The 16,085-nt window shown below is 53.3% G+C and carries 15 protein-coding genes; 8 read left to right on the top strand and 7 right to left on the bottom strand.

The features are described from left to right. Entirely contained in the window at window positions 1–1,581 is a 1,581-nt protein-coding gene (locus E3E28_RS09405; protein ID WP_167914867.1) for a proton-conducting transporter membrane subunit, read from the top strand. Between the two features lie 54 nt (window positions 1,582–1,635). On the opposite strand, the gene E3E28_RS09400 is transcribed toward E3E28_RS09405, so the two are convergent. Both E3E28_RS09400 and E3E28_RS09395 read right to left on the bottom strand, forming a co-directional pair. Next, window positions 1,636–2,940, bottom strand: a complete 1,305-nt coding sequence (locus tag E3E28_RS09400; RefSeq protein WP_342764492.1) for a cytochrome c biogenesis protein CcdA — start codon at window positions 2,938–2,940, stop codon at window positions 1,636–1,638. 63 nt (window positions 2,941–3,003) lie between these two features. Continuing rightward, on the bottom strand, window positions 3,004–3,546 hold the full coding sequence (locus E3E28_RS09395; protein WP_167914866.1) for a nitroreductase family protein: 543 nt from the start codon (window positions 3,544–3,546) through the stop codon (window positions 3,004–3,006). Window positions 3,547–3,620: 74 nt separating this feature from the next. Between E3E28_RS09395 and E3E28_RS09390 the strand changes: the two genes are divergently transcribed. The 6 genes from E3E28_RS09390 to E3E28_RS09365 all read left to right on the top strand — a co-directional run bounded on the left by E3E28_RS09390 (window position 3,621) and on the right by E3E28_RS09365 (window position 9,048). Beyond that, on the top strand, window positions 3,621–4,163 hold the full coding sequence (locus E3E28_RS09390; protein WP_167914865.1) for a DUF998 domain-containing protein: 543 nt from the start codon (window positions 3,621–3,623) through the stop codon (window positions 4,161–4,163). Further along, a complete protein-coding gene (locus E3E28_RS09385) occupies window positions 4,160–4,621 on the top strand; it encodes a hypothetical protein (protein ID WP_167914864.1) in 462 nt (153 codons plus the stop codon). Before E3E28_RS09390 ends, E3E28_RS09385 begins: the two co-directional genes overlap by 4 nt. Before the next feature lie 31 nt (window positions 4,622–4,652). After that, window positions 4,653–5,708 (top strand): SLC13 family permease, encoded by a 1,056-nt coding sequence (locus E3E28_RS09380; protein WP_240921667.1) that lies wholly within the window; start codon window positions 4,653–4,655, stop codon window positions 5,706–5,708. A 22-nt stretch (window positions 5,709–5,730) separates the two neighbouring features. Beyond that, on the top strand, window positions 5,731–7,002 hold the full coding sequence (tiaS, locus tag E3E28_RS09375; RefSeq protein WP_167914863.1) for a tRNA(Ile2) 2-agmatinylcytidine synthetase TiaS: 1,272 nt from the start codon (window positions 5,731–5,733) through the stop codon (window positions 7,000–7,002). A 64-nt stretch (window positions 7,003–7,066) separates the two neighbouring features. Next, entirely contained in the window at window positions 7,067–8,530 is a 1,464-nt protein-coding gene (locus E3E28_RS09370; RefSeq protein ID WP_167914862.1) for a DUF3696 domain-containing protein, read from the top strand. A 23-nt stretch (window positions 8,531–8,553) separates the two neighbouring features. Then, the gene (locus E3E28_RS09365; protein WP_167914861.1) at window positions 8,554–9,048 is read left to right on the top strand and encodes a hypothetical protein; all 495 of its coding nucleotides are present in this window, start codon (window positions 8,554–8,556) and stop codon (window positions 9,046–9,048) included. A gap of 9 nt (window positions 9,049–9,057) precedes the next feature. Here the strand turns inward: E3E28_RS09365 and E3E28_RS09360 are convergent, their stop codons facing one another. Both E3E28_RS09360 and E3E28_RS09355 read right to left on the bottom strand, forming a co-directional pair. Then, on the bottom strand, window positions 9,058–10,065 hold the full coding sequence (locus E3E28_RS09360; RefSeq protein WP_167914860.1) for a deoxyhypusine synthase: 1,008 nt from the start codon (window positions 10,063–10,065) through the stop codon (window positions 9,058–9,060). A gap of 36 nt (window positions 10,066–10,101) precedes the next feature. Beyond that, window positions 10,102–11,148, bottom strand: a complete 1,047-nt coding sequence (locus E3E28_RS09355; protein WP_167914859.1) for an FAD-dependent oxidoreductase — start codon at window positions 11,146–11,148, stop codon at window positions 10,102–10,104. 166 nt (window positions 11,149–11,314) lie between these two features. On the opposite strand from E3E28_RS09355, the gene E3E28_RS09350 reads away from it, so the two are divergent. Beyond that, a complete protein-coding gene (locus tag E3E28_RS09350) occupies window positions 11,315–12,118 on the top strand; it encodes an SDR family oxidoreductase (protein WP_206203821.1) in 804 nt (267 codons plus the stop codon). 38 nt (window positions 12,119–12,156) lie between these two features. Here the strand turns inward: E3E28_RS09350 and E3E28_RS09345 are convergent, their stop codons facing one another. The 3 genes from E3E28_RS09345 to thsB form a co-directional block, all read right to left on the bottom strand. After that, window positions 12,157–13,299 (bottom strand): amidohydrolase, encoded by a 1,143-nt coding sequence (locus E3E28_RS09345; RefSeq protein ID WP_167915395.1) that lies wholly within the window; start codon window positions 13,297–13,299, stop codon window positions 12,157–12,159. A 126-nt stretch (window positions 13,300–13,425) separates the two neighbouring features. Continuing rightward, window positions 13,426–14,298, bottom strand: a complete 873-nt coding sequence (htpX, locus tag E3E28_RS09340) for a zinc metalloprotease HtpX (RefSeq protein WP_167914858.1) — start codon at window positions 14,296–14,298, stop codon at window positions 13,426–13,428. Between the two features lie 72 nt (window positions 14,299–14,370). Then, entirely contained in the window at window positions 14,371–16,026 is a 1,656-nt protein-coding gene (thsB, locus tag E3E28_RS09335; protein ID WP_167914857.1) for a thermosome subunit beta, read from the bottom strand. Window positions 16,027–16,085 lie beyond the last annotated feature (59 nt).

The following is a 16,085-nucleotide window of genomic DNA, read 5'->3' as shown; positions in this document are numbered from 1 at the left end:
ATGCAGGTCGGACTCGTTCCGGTAATTCCGCTCGGCTTCGCCTTCTTCCTGCCCTTCGTGGCCTTCATGACCGGCAGGAGACGGGCGATTGTGATAGCTTACTCGCTCATCGCCCTCACCGTTACGTTCCTCGCTGGAATCTGGCTGTTCAATAGGGCCTATTCGAGCAATGAACCCCTCGTCTACGCCTTCGGCAACTGGATAGCTCCGATAGGAATAGTTTTCGAAGTGGACAAGCTCTCGGCGACGCTCGTTTTAACGGCGACTTTCGGCTTCCTCCTTGCGGGAATATACTCGGCCAAATTCATAAGAACGCACGGCCTCGAGTTCTACTACACCTTCCTCCTCGGACTTGAGGCAGGGACGCTTGGAGCCTTCATGACGGGTGATGCATTCAACACCTTCGTCATGCTCGAGGTCATCGGCGCGAGCGCCTACGCGATAGTCGGTTTCTACCGCAACAGGAGCGAGGCCGTTGAAGGGGCCTTCAAGTACGGAATAAGCGGTGCAGTGGCGACGAGCCTTTACTTCCTTGCCCTCGGCTTCATCTACGCATCTTTCGGAACCCTCAACATGGCCGACCTGAGCGCCAAGTTCCACGGGGTTTCATTCCCGGTAACTACAAAGCTCTTTGGCGACCCAACGCTCGCTTTGGCCATCTTCTTCGCGCTGACCCTTGCGATGGTGGTAGTCAAGAGCGCAATCTTCCCCGGCCACTACTGGCTTCCGAGCGCTTATTCAGGCGCGCCGATTCCCGTTGGAGCGATACTCAGCAGTTTCGTTGAGGTCGTCGGAATCTACCTGCTCGCGCGCTACACCTACACGCTCTTCCACGGGCTTCCCTTCTGGAAGACCCTCTCGCTCGTCTTCCTCGTCCTCGGAACTGCAACGGCATTCCTCGGCTCGATTATGATGCTCGTCCAGAAGAACGTCAAGAGGCTGATTGCCTATTCCACGATACTCCACATGGGCTACCTCTTCATGACCCTCGGCGTCGGAACCCAGCTCGCGCTGATGGCAATCGACTTCCACATCGTCAACCACGCGATAGCGAAGACACTCCTGTTCTTTACGGTTGGAGCCTTCATCTACCGCAGGGGAGCGGTGAAGGTCGAAGACCTTGCCGGAGTCGGCAGGGAGATGCCGGTAACGACGTTCCTCTTCGGCCTGGCGACGCTCAGCCTCGTCGGCGTTCCCCCGCTCAACGTATTCTTCAGCAAGATGCTGATTTTCAACGCCCTCCTCCAGGTGAGCCCGCTCGTGGCCTCCGTCGTGATAATCACGAGCGCGATAGCGGCTTGGGCCTACTTCCAGCTCTTCATAACCCTCTGGCGCGGAAAGCCGGTCGAGGGACACCACCATGAGCACGGAGGACATGAAGAACCGGAGAGGCACGAGGTTCCGCTCTTCGTAGTGATTAACTTGGTCCTCGGAATCCTCGTGGTTGCGTTCGGCATTTTTGCCCCGGTGATAATCGACAGATTCTTCCACCCAGCTTCCGTTCAGGCGATGGACTGGCAGGGTTACGTTGAGGCCGTGAAGAAGCTGAGCGAGGCAGTGCTAAGTTCCTCCCTCCACTGATTCTTTTTTCATTGAGTTTCTCATTGGAAATTTGAGGAAATTCCAAAAGGGCTCTTAGAGTCCAGAGAGCCACTCGAAGAGGGAACTCCAGAGCTTGAGCGGTGTGAGTTCGGTCAGCATCAGCAGGCCAAGCAGGATTAGAATCACACCGAGGGCCTGTTCCCACCTTGCCTTGCCCTTTCCGCCCAGGGATAGCCTCCCTGAGAGGAACTTCCTGTTAACCCACTCGCCGAGGTCCTTCGATGCCGTCAGCAGGTAGACAGTGAGGCCCATCCCAAGGCCGTATGTGCCCATTACAATAACCCCGCTCAGCGTGTCCCCGCTTAGGGTGGCCGTTATCACCGCGAAGCCGACGTACGGTGCTATACAGCCGAGCCAGGTGGCCCCCAACGCCGAGCCCAGGGCGAAGTCATAGAGTACACCCCTCTTCCCCGTCACCCTGTCGGTGGGTGAGAAGCTCAGAAACCTTTCAAGCTTCGAGCTTACCCTCTCGCTCACGAATCCCGCGCCTATGACCATGAAACCGACACCGCCGATTAGGTACAGCGCCCCCTGTATCTGGGAGGCGTACTCGCCGAGACTCCCCACGAGTGCACCGAGCAGGGCGAAGGAAGCCACCATTCCCGCTATTATGGCCTCAACTTTCCTCCTTGCGAAGGTCAGGGAGAGGGTTCCAACCACGACCGGCAACACACAGGGCGAGAAGACGCTCAAGATTCCAGCCGAGAATATTGGCAGTAGGACGGCGAGGCTAAGGTTTGTTTCATTTGTCCCGGACGTCTGACCGGTTTGCTGGCCCTTCTCCGAGTTTTCGTTGGCGCCCTGGATGGTTTCGTTTCCGAGGGCCCTGTCAACGAAGAACGCCAGTCCTTCTGGACTGAGGGCGCCGACGGCCACTCCCCTGAGCACCATAGTGCCGTTGACGGCCCTGAATATAACCATCGTCGGTGTTCCCGGGACTCCAACACTGATTTCCTCTCCCGGAGATTTTGGTTGATAGTAACCGGCGTTGTCGGGCTGTATGACGATGACGGGGTCGTAAACCCGATATTTGAGCGTTGTTATAGAGCGGGCCCTGTAAACGTCAATCGAGACGAGAACCATACTTTTTAGGGCCTCCTCTGCCGTCGGAGTTGAGAACACACTCGTTTTCATATAATTACAGGCGGGACAGCTCTCCGAGTTGTAGAACAGGAAGAAGTAACGGCCGTCGTTCTGGGAGATGAGTGCTTGCAAGTCCTTTTCATTGGTGACGGTGTGGAAGGTAAGGTTACCGTATTTTACCGTCCCCGCGCTCACGAGGCCGGTCGCGAACACCAACAGCAGGCCAAGCAGTACAGCCTTCCTCACCACAGCCACCCACGGGAGTACCCGGGGAGGCTTAAAAACGATTTTCTGGAGAAAATTTCAATGAATGTGGCTTCATCGTTTCTTCCACGGCCTGCCAAAGGTGTTGTAGCTCACCTTCTCCCACTCGAAGACCTCCTCACCGTGCGGGGGCTTTTTCTCGGCCGGATAGCCAACGCCTATTATGCAGAGGACCCTGTAGTTTTCGGGAATGCCGAGGACTTCTCGCACGTACTCCTCCGCGCTCTTCCTCTCGTTGTGCATCCTGTTCCTTATCTGCACCCAGAACGCACCAAGGCCGAGGGCGAAGGCTGAGAGCTGTATGTGCTCGGCAACTATGCTCGAGTCCTCTATCCAGACGTCGCTCTTCGTTTCATCTGCGGTAACCACTATCGCAATAGGCGCCGTTGCCAAGCCCGAGGCCCCGAGCTTTGCCTTTGAGAGGGCCTTGAGCTTCTCCCTATCATCCACCACGATGAAGTGCCAGGGTCTTTTGTTGTAGGAGCTTGGGGCGAGGAACGCGGATTCGAGCAACTTGTTCACAAGCTCCCTCGGAACGGGCCTGTCCTGAAACCTCCGGATGCTCCTCCTCTTCCTGAGAACCTCGAAGAACTCCATGCCATCACCAACTGAAGTCCTCAATTAACATAAAAGGTTTTTACGCACAAGCTCAAAGGAATTAGGGGATTAAAATGATCTCAAAAAAACTCGCGTGGAGCGGTTTTGCGGGCGGTCTTGTCTACTGGCTCTTCGTTGCCTGGAGCATAAGCCGAAACCCCTGGTTCTCATTCTGGAGGAACGCGCTGAGCGACCTCGGAGGGGCCAAGGCAAACTCGCCCTGGATTTACAACGCCGGCCTGGTGGTTACATCGTTCTTCGTGCTGGCCTTTGCGGTCTATCTAATCTTAACGGCAGTCAACAAAGCCCAGACCGTTGGCGGGGCCTACATAAGCGTCTCGGCCATCTTCTTGGCTCTAATAGGGATATTCCACGAGGGAACGAGGCCCCACGTCTTCGTCTCGACGTACTTCTTCGTCCAGTTCTTCATGGGAGCTTTGATTTACGGCCTCGGCTCGGAGAAAAACGTCAGGATTGCCTCGCTCGTTCTCTTTGCCCTCGCGGTTATTGGGGCATTTTTCAGGTGGCCCTCAACGGCCCTCTTAGAAACCTACGAGATTCTCCTCGTCATGGCCTTCACCCTCGTCGTCGCGCTTTCCGGAGGTGGTGAAAGGTGAGCGCGCCGTTTCCCCCGATAAGGCGAACACCCGAAAGGAAGAGCCGAATCCTTAAGCCAGAAGACGCTGAAAAAGCAATAGAGCTCGTCAGGCAGGCCTTACCCTTCTTCAGGGCGGGAGAACCGATAGTTCACACCGACCACGTGGACGTTCCGGTTCTCTACCTCGACTTCGCGATAGACAGGGTTCACTACGACCCGCGAACAGGCAATCCCAGCCCGAAGGGCGCACCGCCCCACGCGGAGCCCTGCACTGAGGGGGCCCGCGAGAGGATAGACGAGGTCCTCAAAGAGGCTTACGTCCTTGAGGGGGCGGAGTTCAGGGAGCCGGAAGACTGCTGGGTCGTGCCTGTTGCCTGGAAAAGCTTTATAATCCTGCACGTCCGCGTCTCTGCGGACGGAAGCGAGCTGATTCCAGATTACCACCTAACCGAAGAGGTGAGGCGACACGGCCTGTAGGCTGAAAGAGTTCCTGAAAAGGGAGTGGTTCTTGAGCGTTCTGCTCCTCCTCTACGCCGGGTTAGTCCTGATAGACCGCTCCCTTCCCGGAAGAACGCCTGACCTCGTCGACTGGAGCAGTTTAAGCCTCATCACCGCTTTAATCATAACCTCGAAGGGTCTCGAGCTGTCCGGAGTCTTCAACAGGCTCGCGCCAAGGCTTGTAACGCGGGCAAACGGCTCGAGCAGGAGACTGCTTTTCCTTCTGCTTCCAACGATAGCCCTTTCCTCGGCACTGATAATGAACGATACAGCGATGCTCGTCTTCATTCCCCTCGTCGTGGCCCTCTCCGAGCTTTCCGGGATGGACAAGGCGAGGGCGGTAACACTTTCGGCGATAGCGGCGAACGTCGGTTCCGCTTTGACGCCGATAGGAAACCCCCAGAACATCATAATCTGGCGCGAGTACGGTTTAGGGTTCTTTGCATTCATCGAGGGCATGCTCCCCTTCGTTCTCCTCTGGCTCGGCCTGTTGCTGGCAATCGTCTTCTTCACTCCAGATGAACCGCTCTCAGTCCGCTCCCTTCCCGCGGTTGCCTTCAGAAAGGACCTCTTCATCGTCTCAGCCATTCTCCTCGGCCTCAACGTTTACCTTGGCGAAATCGGGAGGCACGAGCTCTCGATTGCGCTCACCCTGCTGGTCTTTCTTCTCCTCGAGCGGGACGTGCTTCTAAGCTTCGACTGGGCGCTCGTGCTCACCTTCGCGTTCATCTTCATAGACTTCAACGAGCTCTCGGCACTATTCCTTAAGGCGGGCCTGTTCCTCCCGACCGAGGAAGCCGGCCTCGTTCTGGCGTCTGCAGGATTAAGCCAGCTGATAAGCAACGTTCCGGCGACGGTTGTCTTCCTCGGTTCAAAGCCGAGCTGGCTTCCCTTAGCTGTGGGTGTGAACGCTGGTGGAACTGGAACTGTTGTTGGCTCTCTCGCCAATCTCATCGCGGTTAGAATAGCGAGGGTCTCTCTGAGGGACTTTCACAGGTATTCCGTACCGTACTTTATCGTCGTCCTCGTAATCTCTGCAGGGCTCATCCTTGCGTTTAATTTTTAAGCCCCAACTCTTTTCTCCAACCATGCTCCTCCACATCGGAATCGACGACACGGACTCACCCAACGGCATGTGCACGACCTACCTCGGCGCGCTCCTCTACCGTGAGCTGTCGCGCTTAGCTGAGCCCATCGACCTGCCGAGGCTTATACGACTGAACCCGAACATCCCATACAAGACGCGCGGGAACGGAGCGGTTGCGATGACCTTCGAGGTCGATGAAGAGCTTATCCCTGAGATTAAGGACCTCGTGCTGTTCTACGTCAACCAGCTCGCGGACTTCACACACGAGAATACAAACCCTGGCGTCGCTTTTCTCGAGGGCGAAATCCCCGAAAAACTGAGGGAGTTCTCGCTTAAAGCTTTGAGGGAGCACGTTACCATCGAGGAAGCCGAGAGGGTTGCGAGGGAGGTTGGAGCGGAAACCTTCAAGTTCAAGCTTGGCAGGGGCATAATCGGCGCTTTAGCTTCAATCGGCTATCCTTTAAAGACCTTCACCTACGAGCTTTTAGCTTACCGCGAGCCCGAGAACTGGGGGAAGGAGAGAAAAGTCGACGCCGAAAGCGTGTTTCTGGCCGACAGGTGGAGCTATCCCTTCACCTACGACAACGTGGATTATTACAAGAGAACCGTACTCATAGCCCCTCACGGCAAAGACCCCGTTCTCGTCGGAATCAGGGGGATTGATAGGGGAAAGGTTCTCCAGGCCTTTGAGATGGTCCGCTTTGGGGAGCCGATAGCTTTCTACCAGCTCTACAAGACGAACCAGAACACCGACGACCATTTGACTCCAAAAAAAATCGGCGAGCTGAGGCTATACGACAGCGCTGTTGTCAGGGGTAGGGTTTCCAGGCCATACTGGGAGCGCGGGAGGCACGTTTTCCTCGAGCTGGAGGACGAGACGGGAAAGATACGCGTCGCGGCATTCGAGCCGACGAAGAAGTTCAGGAACTACGTTCGGAAGCTCCTGCCCGGCGATGAAATCATCGCCGCTGGAGGGGTTAAGGAGCACGAGGGAGTTCTGACGCTCAACCTTGAGAAGTTCTACCCTGTGAAGCTCGTCCCGAAAATCGAATACAGAAAACCTAAGTGCCCGCGCTGTGGGGGAACGATGAAGAGCAAGGGCGACTACCTAAAGTGCAAGCGCTGCGGCTACAGAATGCCGAAGAAGCTGATTCCGGTTGAAGTCCCCCGCGAGCTGGAGAGGAAGATTTACGAGGTTCCGCCGGATGCGAGGAAGCACCTGTCGAGGCCTCTGGTGTTGCCGGGTGGGGAGGAGAGGATTTTAAATTCTTAAATAGTAAACTATAAATAGTAATTTTTATAAAGGTTTGAAAAGTTTAAAATGTTGGTGAATTAGAATGATTGAAGATATCAAAGTGAAAAATTTTAAGTCTTTTTCTGATACTGGCAAAAAGAAAATTAAACCCATTACAATTTTAATTGGTCCAAACAGTAGCGGCAAGAGCAGTTTTATCCAATTCCTTTTATTGCTAAAACAGACTATAGAAAGCACCTCTAGAGACAGCCCCTTGGTGTTAAACGGTAGATATGTCCAACTAGGGTCATTTAGAGAGATTATCCACAAGCAACGGGTCAGGAAATCAATAGAATTTGAATTTTCAGTAAGGCTAGATAATGTACTAAATGACCTACGATACCGTATACGCTATCGCCGTGATAATTTCCTAAGATATCTTCATGAATATGGGGACACCATTACATACAAATCTAAAATACGATACGTGAAACCTCCAATTAAAGGTGTTGTCCCTACGCTAAGACTACAAGAATTTGAGATACAATTGAACTCGGAAGAACGTAGAAACACGTCATTTAAAGTCGTCTTTAAATTTGACAGCAAAAATCAAAAGTATGAAGTATATATAAATGACAAGAAAGCTGGAAAATTATTCCAGAAAGCTTGGGTTTATAAAACAACAACGGGTCGCATCTACAACACTACTACAACAATACATCCTATTAATTTTTATATCCTTGCATATATGTCTCCAATTCTTGATATCGAAACACCTTCAGAATTTTCTGAAGGTGAAATACTTGTTGCAGAATTTTTATTAGATTCTGTTAGAACAATAGAAAAAATTATGAAAAAAATTTACTATATAGGTCCTCTCCGGGAGCGTCCAAAGAGATATTACATCCTCTCGGGAGATGTTCCTCTAGACGTAGGACCCAGTGGAGAAAATGCCCTGAGCACATTGTTGACATCAAAAAGGCAGGAATACTTGATAAAGAAAGTTAACGAGTGGCTAAAGAAGTTTGATTTAGCAAAACAGTTCCAAATAAAAGGCATAAAATCTCAAATACTCCTCGAAGCATTAGTTGAAGACCCTATTCAAGGGTTAAAATTGAACATTTCAGACGTAGGATTTGGACTTTCCCAAATATTGCCGATTATAATAGAAGGGTTTCACGCACCTTCTGATTCAATAATATTAATAGAGCAACCAGAAATACATTTGCACCCAAAACTTCAAGCAGATATGGCTGATTTGTTTATTGATATTGCAAAGTCTGGGAACAGGAAACTAATAATAGAAACCCACAGTGAACATATAATTCTCAGACTTCAAAGGAGAATCATAGAGGGGGTTATTCGCCCTGAGGACGTTGCTATATATTATTTTGAAATGACTAAAGAGGGCACCAATATACAAGATATTTCAATAAATGAACTTGGAGAATTGGAAAATTGGCCAAAAGGATTCTTTGAGGAGGACGCTAGAGAAATAATAGAGCTCACCAAGGCTAGACTCAATAAGATCCAAAAAACATCCACACATCAGAAAGAGTCCTCCTGACTAGTAAGAGGGGGGATGGAATTATGTCTACCCAAAAAGAGTGGGTAATAGATACAAATGTTCTTGTAAAAGCCAATATGTTCTCTAAATCAAAGAATATAGATAATGAATATTATGCTTGCTTCCAATTCCTTTCCATGTTCATGGATAAAGACAATCAGATATTGTGTGTTGATGATGAAGGAATAATACTTAATGAATACATGAAAAATGTGAATTTACATTTCGACTCGTTTATCTCTGCATTTTGGAAGATTGTCGTTGAAAGACAACAACGAATTTCTTATAAAAATATAAGAGGAGTTCCCAGAAAAATCGAAAAAACCCTAATGGATCTAAAGTTTGATCAAGATGACATAATATTTGTAAAAGTTAGCTATGTCTCAAAAGACAAAAGAATTGTAACTACTGATCAGGGCGAAGGAGATTATGATGAAAAGGTATGTAGCTATCTTGAAAGTATTGGAATAGCAGTTTATGATCCCACTAAAGCAAAAGAAATTATTAGTAACGAATAAGCTTAGAGATTAATCCCTCATAACCTTCCACACCAGTAGCGGGAAGACCAGCGTCGCGTCGGCCCATATCTCGACGTAGTCGGCCTTCGCCCTTATCTTGCCCCAGCTTACGCCCTCACTCGGCGGTGCACCGCTCAGTGAGCCGTCCCACGGGATTGCCGTCGTCACGTAAATCGCGTAGTCCGTTCCCCCTCTAAAGAGGTTGGCGTTGATTATCGCGTGCTTCGGCAACGAACCGCCGAGGATTATCGAGGCGGTCTCCTTGGCTGTAACAGCTAAATTGTTGAGCTTCACGATGTCGTTGGCGATGTCTATGATTAACTCTCTATCTCCGCGCTCCTCCTTGAAGAAGTAGAGCATGTCCCCTATCGAGCCGTCGGTAATCGCCGGACAGAAAATCGGGACGTTCCGCTTGTAGGCCCAGTAGATAACGCTCCTCTCCTTCTCCTTTCCGAGCTTCTCGTCCATGTAGCGACCCATCTCGTAGATGAACTCGCTCGCCGTTAAAACCCCGCGCTCCTTCTCCATCTCAAGAACCCGCTCGAAGAAGGGAATCATGTACTTCTCAAATTCAATGTAGCGGTCGTTGGGCACGAAGATGTTGCCTATCCTGTTGATGCCCTTCTCGCGCATCAGGGCATCGTTAACGTTCCAGTCGCCCAAGATAAAAGGCTTGAGTGCTTTTATGAAGTCCTCCTCTATTCCGCCGGCGGTGGTCACTATAACGTCAACCTTGCCCTCTTTCACAAGCCACGCGATTATCTCCCTCAAACCGGAGGAGATAATGTTCGAGGTGTAGCCGAGAAAAACGCGGACTTCTTCTCCCTTTGCCCTCTTCTCCTCGACCTTCCGCCAGATTTCTATTGCTTTGCCAAGGTGCGTCGCCTGAAAGCCTATGCGCTCGTAATGATCCAGAACCTCCTCAAGGCTTGAAACGTCGTCGAGCCACGGCCCCTCAACGGGAACTCCCTCAACCTCTTCGCTCTCCTTAAGCACGATATCTTTCGGCCCCGTCATGGGAGGGGGTTGGGAGGGAGGCGTTTAAAGCTTTCGTCAGCACTTCCCGCTCAGGACGGAGCCTATCAGCCTGGCAGTAACCGGAACCGGGAAGACCTTTCTCGGCGCCTTCTTTGTGAGCCACTCCTCTATCTCCTTCGCCCTCGCTCTCCCTTCACGCATCGCGGTTCCGATGTTTCTCGGCGCGACGACGTCTCCGGCGAAGAAAATCCCGGCCTCCTTAAGGATTTCCTCGTTCGCACAAACGACTTCGCGAATCGGGCTTGTTGGCAACTGACCGATAGCGTAGGCTACCACATCGGCGTCAACGATGAACCTTTCGTCCGTTGTAACGACGCTTCCCTCAACGATTTTCGTCCTCGCGAACTCAACCCCTTCGGCCCTGTTTTCGCCGAGGATTCTGACGGGCGATGCCATCTCGATGAACTCAAGACCCTCCTCGATGAGCTTCCTGATTTCGGCCTTTGCGTAGCTCTGCTCCAGGGAACGGCGGTAGACCATCGTGACCTTTTCAGCACCAAGGAGCCTCGATTCGAGGGCAACGTCAACCGCGGTGTAGCCCGCTCCGATTATGACGACGTGCTTGCCCTTCAAGTCGGGAACGCGGTCCCAGGGGTAGTAACCTATCCTCGCCATCTTTATGTGGTGGAGTAGCTTAAGCGCGTCGTAAACGCCCGGCAAATCAACGCCTGGAACCTTCAGCTTCCTCGGACGCCAGGCGCCAGTGGCTATGAGGAGGGCGTCGAACTCACTCAAAAGCCTCTCGAGCGATACGAAGTGCTCGGCCCACTCATCCCCAAGTTCACGCGGGGAGTCGTAGACAACCTTCGTCCTGAAGTGGAAGTTCACACCGAGCTTTTCGAGGTCCTTGACACCTTCTCTAACAGTTTTTATCGGTATTCTAACCTCAGGAATCGCGAAGGCTACCATTCCCCCGCCCTCTGGCATTTTGTCGTAGACGTGAACCTCGTAGCCCCTGCACGCGAGGTAGCCGGCGGCTGTGAGCCCTGCTGGACCCGCGCCGATGATTGCTATTTTAAAGGGCTTCGGTTCGCTCTTCTCCCTGCAGACGTAGAACTTCACTCTATCACCTCCAAAGTTTTTCGAAAAACCTGTTGAAAACCGAAGGTTTTGCACCTTAAGTTTCTTTTCCCGAAAACTTTGCCACAATGACATGGATTTCCCAAATTCGGGAAGCCTAATTCGTCACCGGGACAAAGGTTATTAGCCCACCCTCGTATGCGCTACCATGATTGAGGTTGACCTCGAGGGAATAGGTGTAATAGTTACGGCCTCCTCGCGCGGGATAGGCTTCAACGTCGCGCGGGAGCTTTTGAGGAGGAACGCAAGGGTTGTGATAAGCTCCAGAAACCGGGAAAACCTGAGAAAGGCCCTCGACGAGCTCTCGGGCTACGGCGAAGTTTACGCCGTTGAGGCCAATCTTTTTGACCAGCGCGACCTTGAGAACCTCGTGAAAGAAGGCTGGGAACTCCTTGGGGGAGTTGATGCCCTCGTCTGGAACGCCGGAAACGTCCGCTGTGAGCCGTGCCTCCTCCACGAAGCCACTTACCTCGACTGGATTGAAGCTTCAGCGCTTCACACGGTCGCGCCGGGCTATCTAACGACGCTCCTCGTTCAAACGTGGCTCGAGAAGAGGCGGAAGGGCGTTCTCGTTTACTTGAACTCGGTCTCGATAAAGGAACCGATGCCCCCGCTCATCCTTGCCGATGTAACTCGCGCCGGACTTGTTCAGCTGGCAAAGAGCGTTTCAAGGACCTACGGAGGTAAGGGAATCCGTGCTTACTCCGTTCTTCTCGGCAGTTTCGACACGCCCGGTGCGCGGGAGAACCTCAGGGCGGTTGCAGAGGCGAAGGGAGAGCCCTTCGAGGAGACGTGGGAACGCGAGGTGCTCGGCAGAACGCCCCTTCACAGAACCGGGAGGTGGGAAGAACTCGGCTTGCTCGTGGCCTTCTTGCTCAGCGATGATGCCGAATACATGCTCGGCTCCACTGTCGTCATAGACGGCGCGATGACGAGGAGCGTTGACCTCTGAAGCAACAGAATAGCAAAAGAGAGGTAAAAGGTTTTAACTCACCAGTCCGCCTCGTGAATCAGCTCGCCTTCCGCGAAGACGTGCGTCGGGTAGTTCTCGAGGTTGAACGGGTCTCCGTTCCAGACTACCAGAGAGGCCCACTTGCCCTTCTCGATGCTTCCGAGCCTGTCGTCAACGCCGAGTATCTTCGCGTTGTTGTGGGTGATTACCTTTATCGCTTCCGCCTTGCTCATGCCGAGCCTCACGAAGTGCCTGAGCTGTAGGTAGAGGTTCGCCTGGAGCGTGACCGGGTGGTCGCTCATGAGGCCGAAGAGGGGCCTGACTTCGAGCAAATACCTGGCGTTCTTCCAGTCCTCGTGCTTGAGTTCCACCTTGTAGGGGTGGCTGTCAAATGGGCCGTAGATTACGGGAACGCCCTCGGCCTTAATTTTTTCAAAGGTCTCCCTGCTGTGGACGTCGCCGGCGTGTTCAATGGTAATCTTCAGCCCGAACTTCCGCTTTATCATCAGCAGAGCAGCTATGTCGTCCTCTTTATGCACGTGGACGCGGAGGGGAAGTTCGCCCTTGAGGACCGGAATCAGAGCCTCGACGGTTGGCTCGACTTCCTCAGGCTCCTTCTTGCCTTTCTCGATGAGGGCTATCGTCTTCTGCGTCTTTATCAGCCAGTTGAGGAGGATTCCTATCGCGCCCATTCTCGTGCTCGGCCTGGTTCCCTTCCAGCTCGTGGTCGAGCGCGGGTTGTAGCCGAAAGCGGCCTTAACGCCCGCGTACTGGATGAAAGCGTCCTCGATGTCGCGCCCGTAGTTCTTTATGAAGACGGCCTTTCCGCCGATGATGTTTCCGCTTCCCGGTAGAACCGAGGAGTAGAGCACGCCGAACTCGATGGAGTGCTTAAACGCTTTGTCGTCCATGTAGATGGAGTAGAGCGCATCGACGAGCGGAAGAACCGAGTCCATCTGCTCGTTGGCTTCGCCCTCCTGGTAAGGTTCTCCGTATCTGTCCATTCCAATGTGGCTGTGGCCGTCTATGAATGCGGGGGTAACGACACCCTCCGCGACTACTTCTGCATCCTTCGGTTTCTCTTTCGTTACATCCATGATGCTCTTATCGAAAACGACGTAAACGTCCCTCTGGACGTTGCCGAGGCCGTCGTAGAGAAGGGTTGCCTTCACGGCTTTCACGTTAATCACCGTTAAAAATTGGAAGCTAACGTTTAAATGCATATCGTTGAGAAGCGCGACCGGTAGGTTTCAGCAGAGTTATATAAATAAAGAATTGAAGGATTAAATAATTATGTAAAAATTAAATCAGAAGTTGGGGACGTAGCCCATCTCCTCGGCGAGCTTCCTGAGCCTCTCAATCCTCTTCTCCGTCGGCGGGTGCGTTGAGAACAGCTCGGCGATGCTCATTCCCCTGAAGGGGTTGATGATGAACATGTGGGCGGTTGCCGGGTTGCCCTCGCGCATCGGCCTGTAGCGGACGGCCTGCTCAATCTTGAGGAGCGCGCTCGCTAACGCCCAAGGCTTTCCGCTGAGCTTCGCACCGCCCTCGTCCGCAAGGAACTCCCTTGAACGGCTTATAGCGGCTTGAATTAGCATCGCCGCGATTGGAGCGAGAATCGCCACGAGGATTGCGGCGATGATGTTGTCACCGTCACGGTCGTCGTAGGAGCCGAATATCGCTATCCAGCGCGCCCAGTAGGCAAGTTGCATTATCGCTCCTGCCATCGCGGCCGCGATTGTTCCAATGAGAATGTCCCTGTTCTTGATGTGGGTTAGCTCATGACCGAGGACGGCTTCAAGCTCGTCCCTGTTGAGGATTCTGAGAAGTCCCTGAGTTACGGCGACGACCGCGTGCTCCGGGTCCCTTCCTGTGGCGAAGGCGTTCGGAGTCTCGGTTGGGATTATCGCTATCCTGGGCATAGGAAGCCCTGCCCTCTCGGCGAGGTTTCTCACTATCGCGTAGAGCTCCGGCGCCTCGGTTTCGTCAACTATCCTCGCGTTGTACCAGCTCAGCACGATTTTGTCGCTGTACCAGTAGGTTATGAAGTTGAAGAGCATGGCGAAGAGGAACATTATGAACGCTAAGCTGGGCCCTCCGAAGAGGTAGCCGATTCCCATAAGCAGTCCGGTGAGGATTGCCATCAACAGCCCCGTTCGGAGCCACATTTCAAGCCCCATCGTCTCACCCCGGGGAAGAATACAAGGGCGAAAAATAAATCTTTTTGGTCAAAAGTGGGTAGAAAAGGGGCATCACATGCCCATACCCATGTCCATGCCACCCATTCCACCCATACCGCCCATTCCGCCGGCCTGTCCTCCCTCGGACTTGCTGGGCTTGGCGGCGATGACGTCGTCGATTCTGAGTATCATTATGGCGGCTTCGCTGGCGCTCTTGATGGCCTGCTTCGGAACGCGGAGCGGAGCGATGATGCCCTTCTCGAGCATGTCCGCCGGCTTGCCTTCGAAGACATCGATGCCTATTCCAAGGCCCTTGTTCTTGTGCTCGCTGATGACCTTGACCATTATGTCAACCGGGTCGAGTCCAGCGTTTTCAGCCAAGGTCTTCGGGATTATCTTGAGGGCCTCTGCAAAGGCCTCGATGGCCAGAGCCTCCTTACCGCCGACCTGCTTGGCGAACTCATCGAGCCTTATGCTCAGCTCAATCTCCGGGGCACCGCCGGCCGGGAGTATCGCACCGTCCTCCATGACGTCCTTGACGACCTTGATGGCATCCTCGAGGGCCCTCTCGACCTCGTCAACCACGTGCTCGGTTCCACCGCGAATGAGTATGGTTACCGCCTTCGGGTTCTTGCAGCCCTCGACGAATATCATGTTCTCGCCGGCAACCTTCCTCTGCTCGACGAGTTCCGCCTCACCGAGGTCCTCTGGAGTCAGGTCCTTAACGTTGGTGACTATCTTGGCGCCAGTAGCTTTCGCGAGCTTCTCCATGTCGCTCTTCTTGACGCGCCTGACGGCCATTATGCTGTGCTTGGCGAGGTAGTGCTGGGCGAGGTCGTCGATGCCCTTCTGGACGAAGAGAACGTTGGCCCCGGTCTTGGCTATCGCCTCAACCATGTCCCTGAGCATCTTCTCCTCCTGCTCTATGAAGTCGAAGAGCTGGTCCGGGCTGGTGATGTTTATCTTCGCATCGGTCTCGGTCTTCTTGACCTCGAGAGCGTCGCCGATGAGGGCAATCTTGGCGTTCTCAACCCTCTTGGGCATCCTCGGGTGGACGACCTCCTTGTCGATGACGACACCGCGAATGAGCTCGCTCTCGTCAACGCTCTCGCCGGGCTTCTTCTCTATCTTGATGTTGTCGATGTCAACCTTGTACTTTCCGTTCTCCTTCTCGGCGACCTGCCTGACGGCCTCAACGGCGAGCCTGGCCAGAAGCTCGCGGTGGGCCTCGGCGCTCTTTCCGGTGATTGAGGTGCCGGCTATCTTGAGGAGGGTCTCCTCGTCGTCCGGATTGACCTTGATGGCTATCTCGTCGAGTATCTCCTGGGCCTTCTCGGCCGCCATGGTGTATCCCTTGACGATTATGCTCGGGTGAATGTTCTGGTCGAGAAGCTCCTCGGCCTTCTTGAGGAGCTCACCGGCGATGACAACGGCAGTAGTAGTACCGTCACCGGCCTCCTTGTCCTGAGTCTTCGCAACCTCAACCATCATCTTGGCAGCGGGGTGCTGAAGGTCAATCTTGTCGAGAATGGTCGCGCCGTCATTAGTGATGACGATGTCGCCGAGGCTGTCAACCAGCATCTTGTCCATTCCCTTCGGTCCGAGGGTGGTTCTAACCGTCTCTGCGACAATCCTCGCCGCGAGGATGTTGAGCCTCTGGGCGTCCTTACCTATATACCTCTGGGTTCCCTCCGGGAGAATAACAACCGGTTGTCCACTCATGCTCATTTTGACATTCCTCCAAACCTTTTACCTTTTTGCGGAATCAGTTCGTCAGCGCTCTATAT

Source organism: Thermococcus sp. 21S9, from assembly GCF_012027635.1.
In the GTDB taxonomy this organism is placed as follows: Archaea; Methanobacteriota_B; Thermococci; order Thermococcales; family Thermococcaceae; genus Thermococcus.
This window is presented reverse-complemented; position numbering and strand designations above follow the sequence as displayed.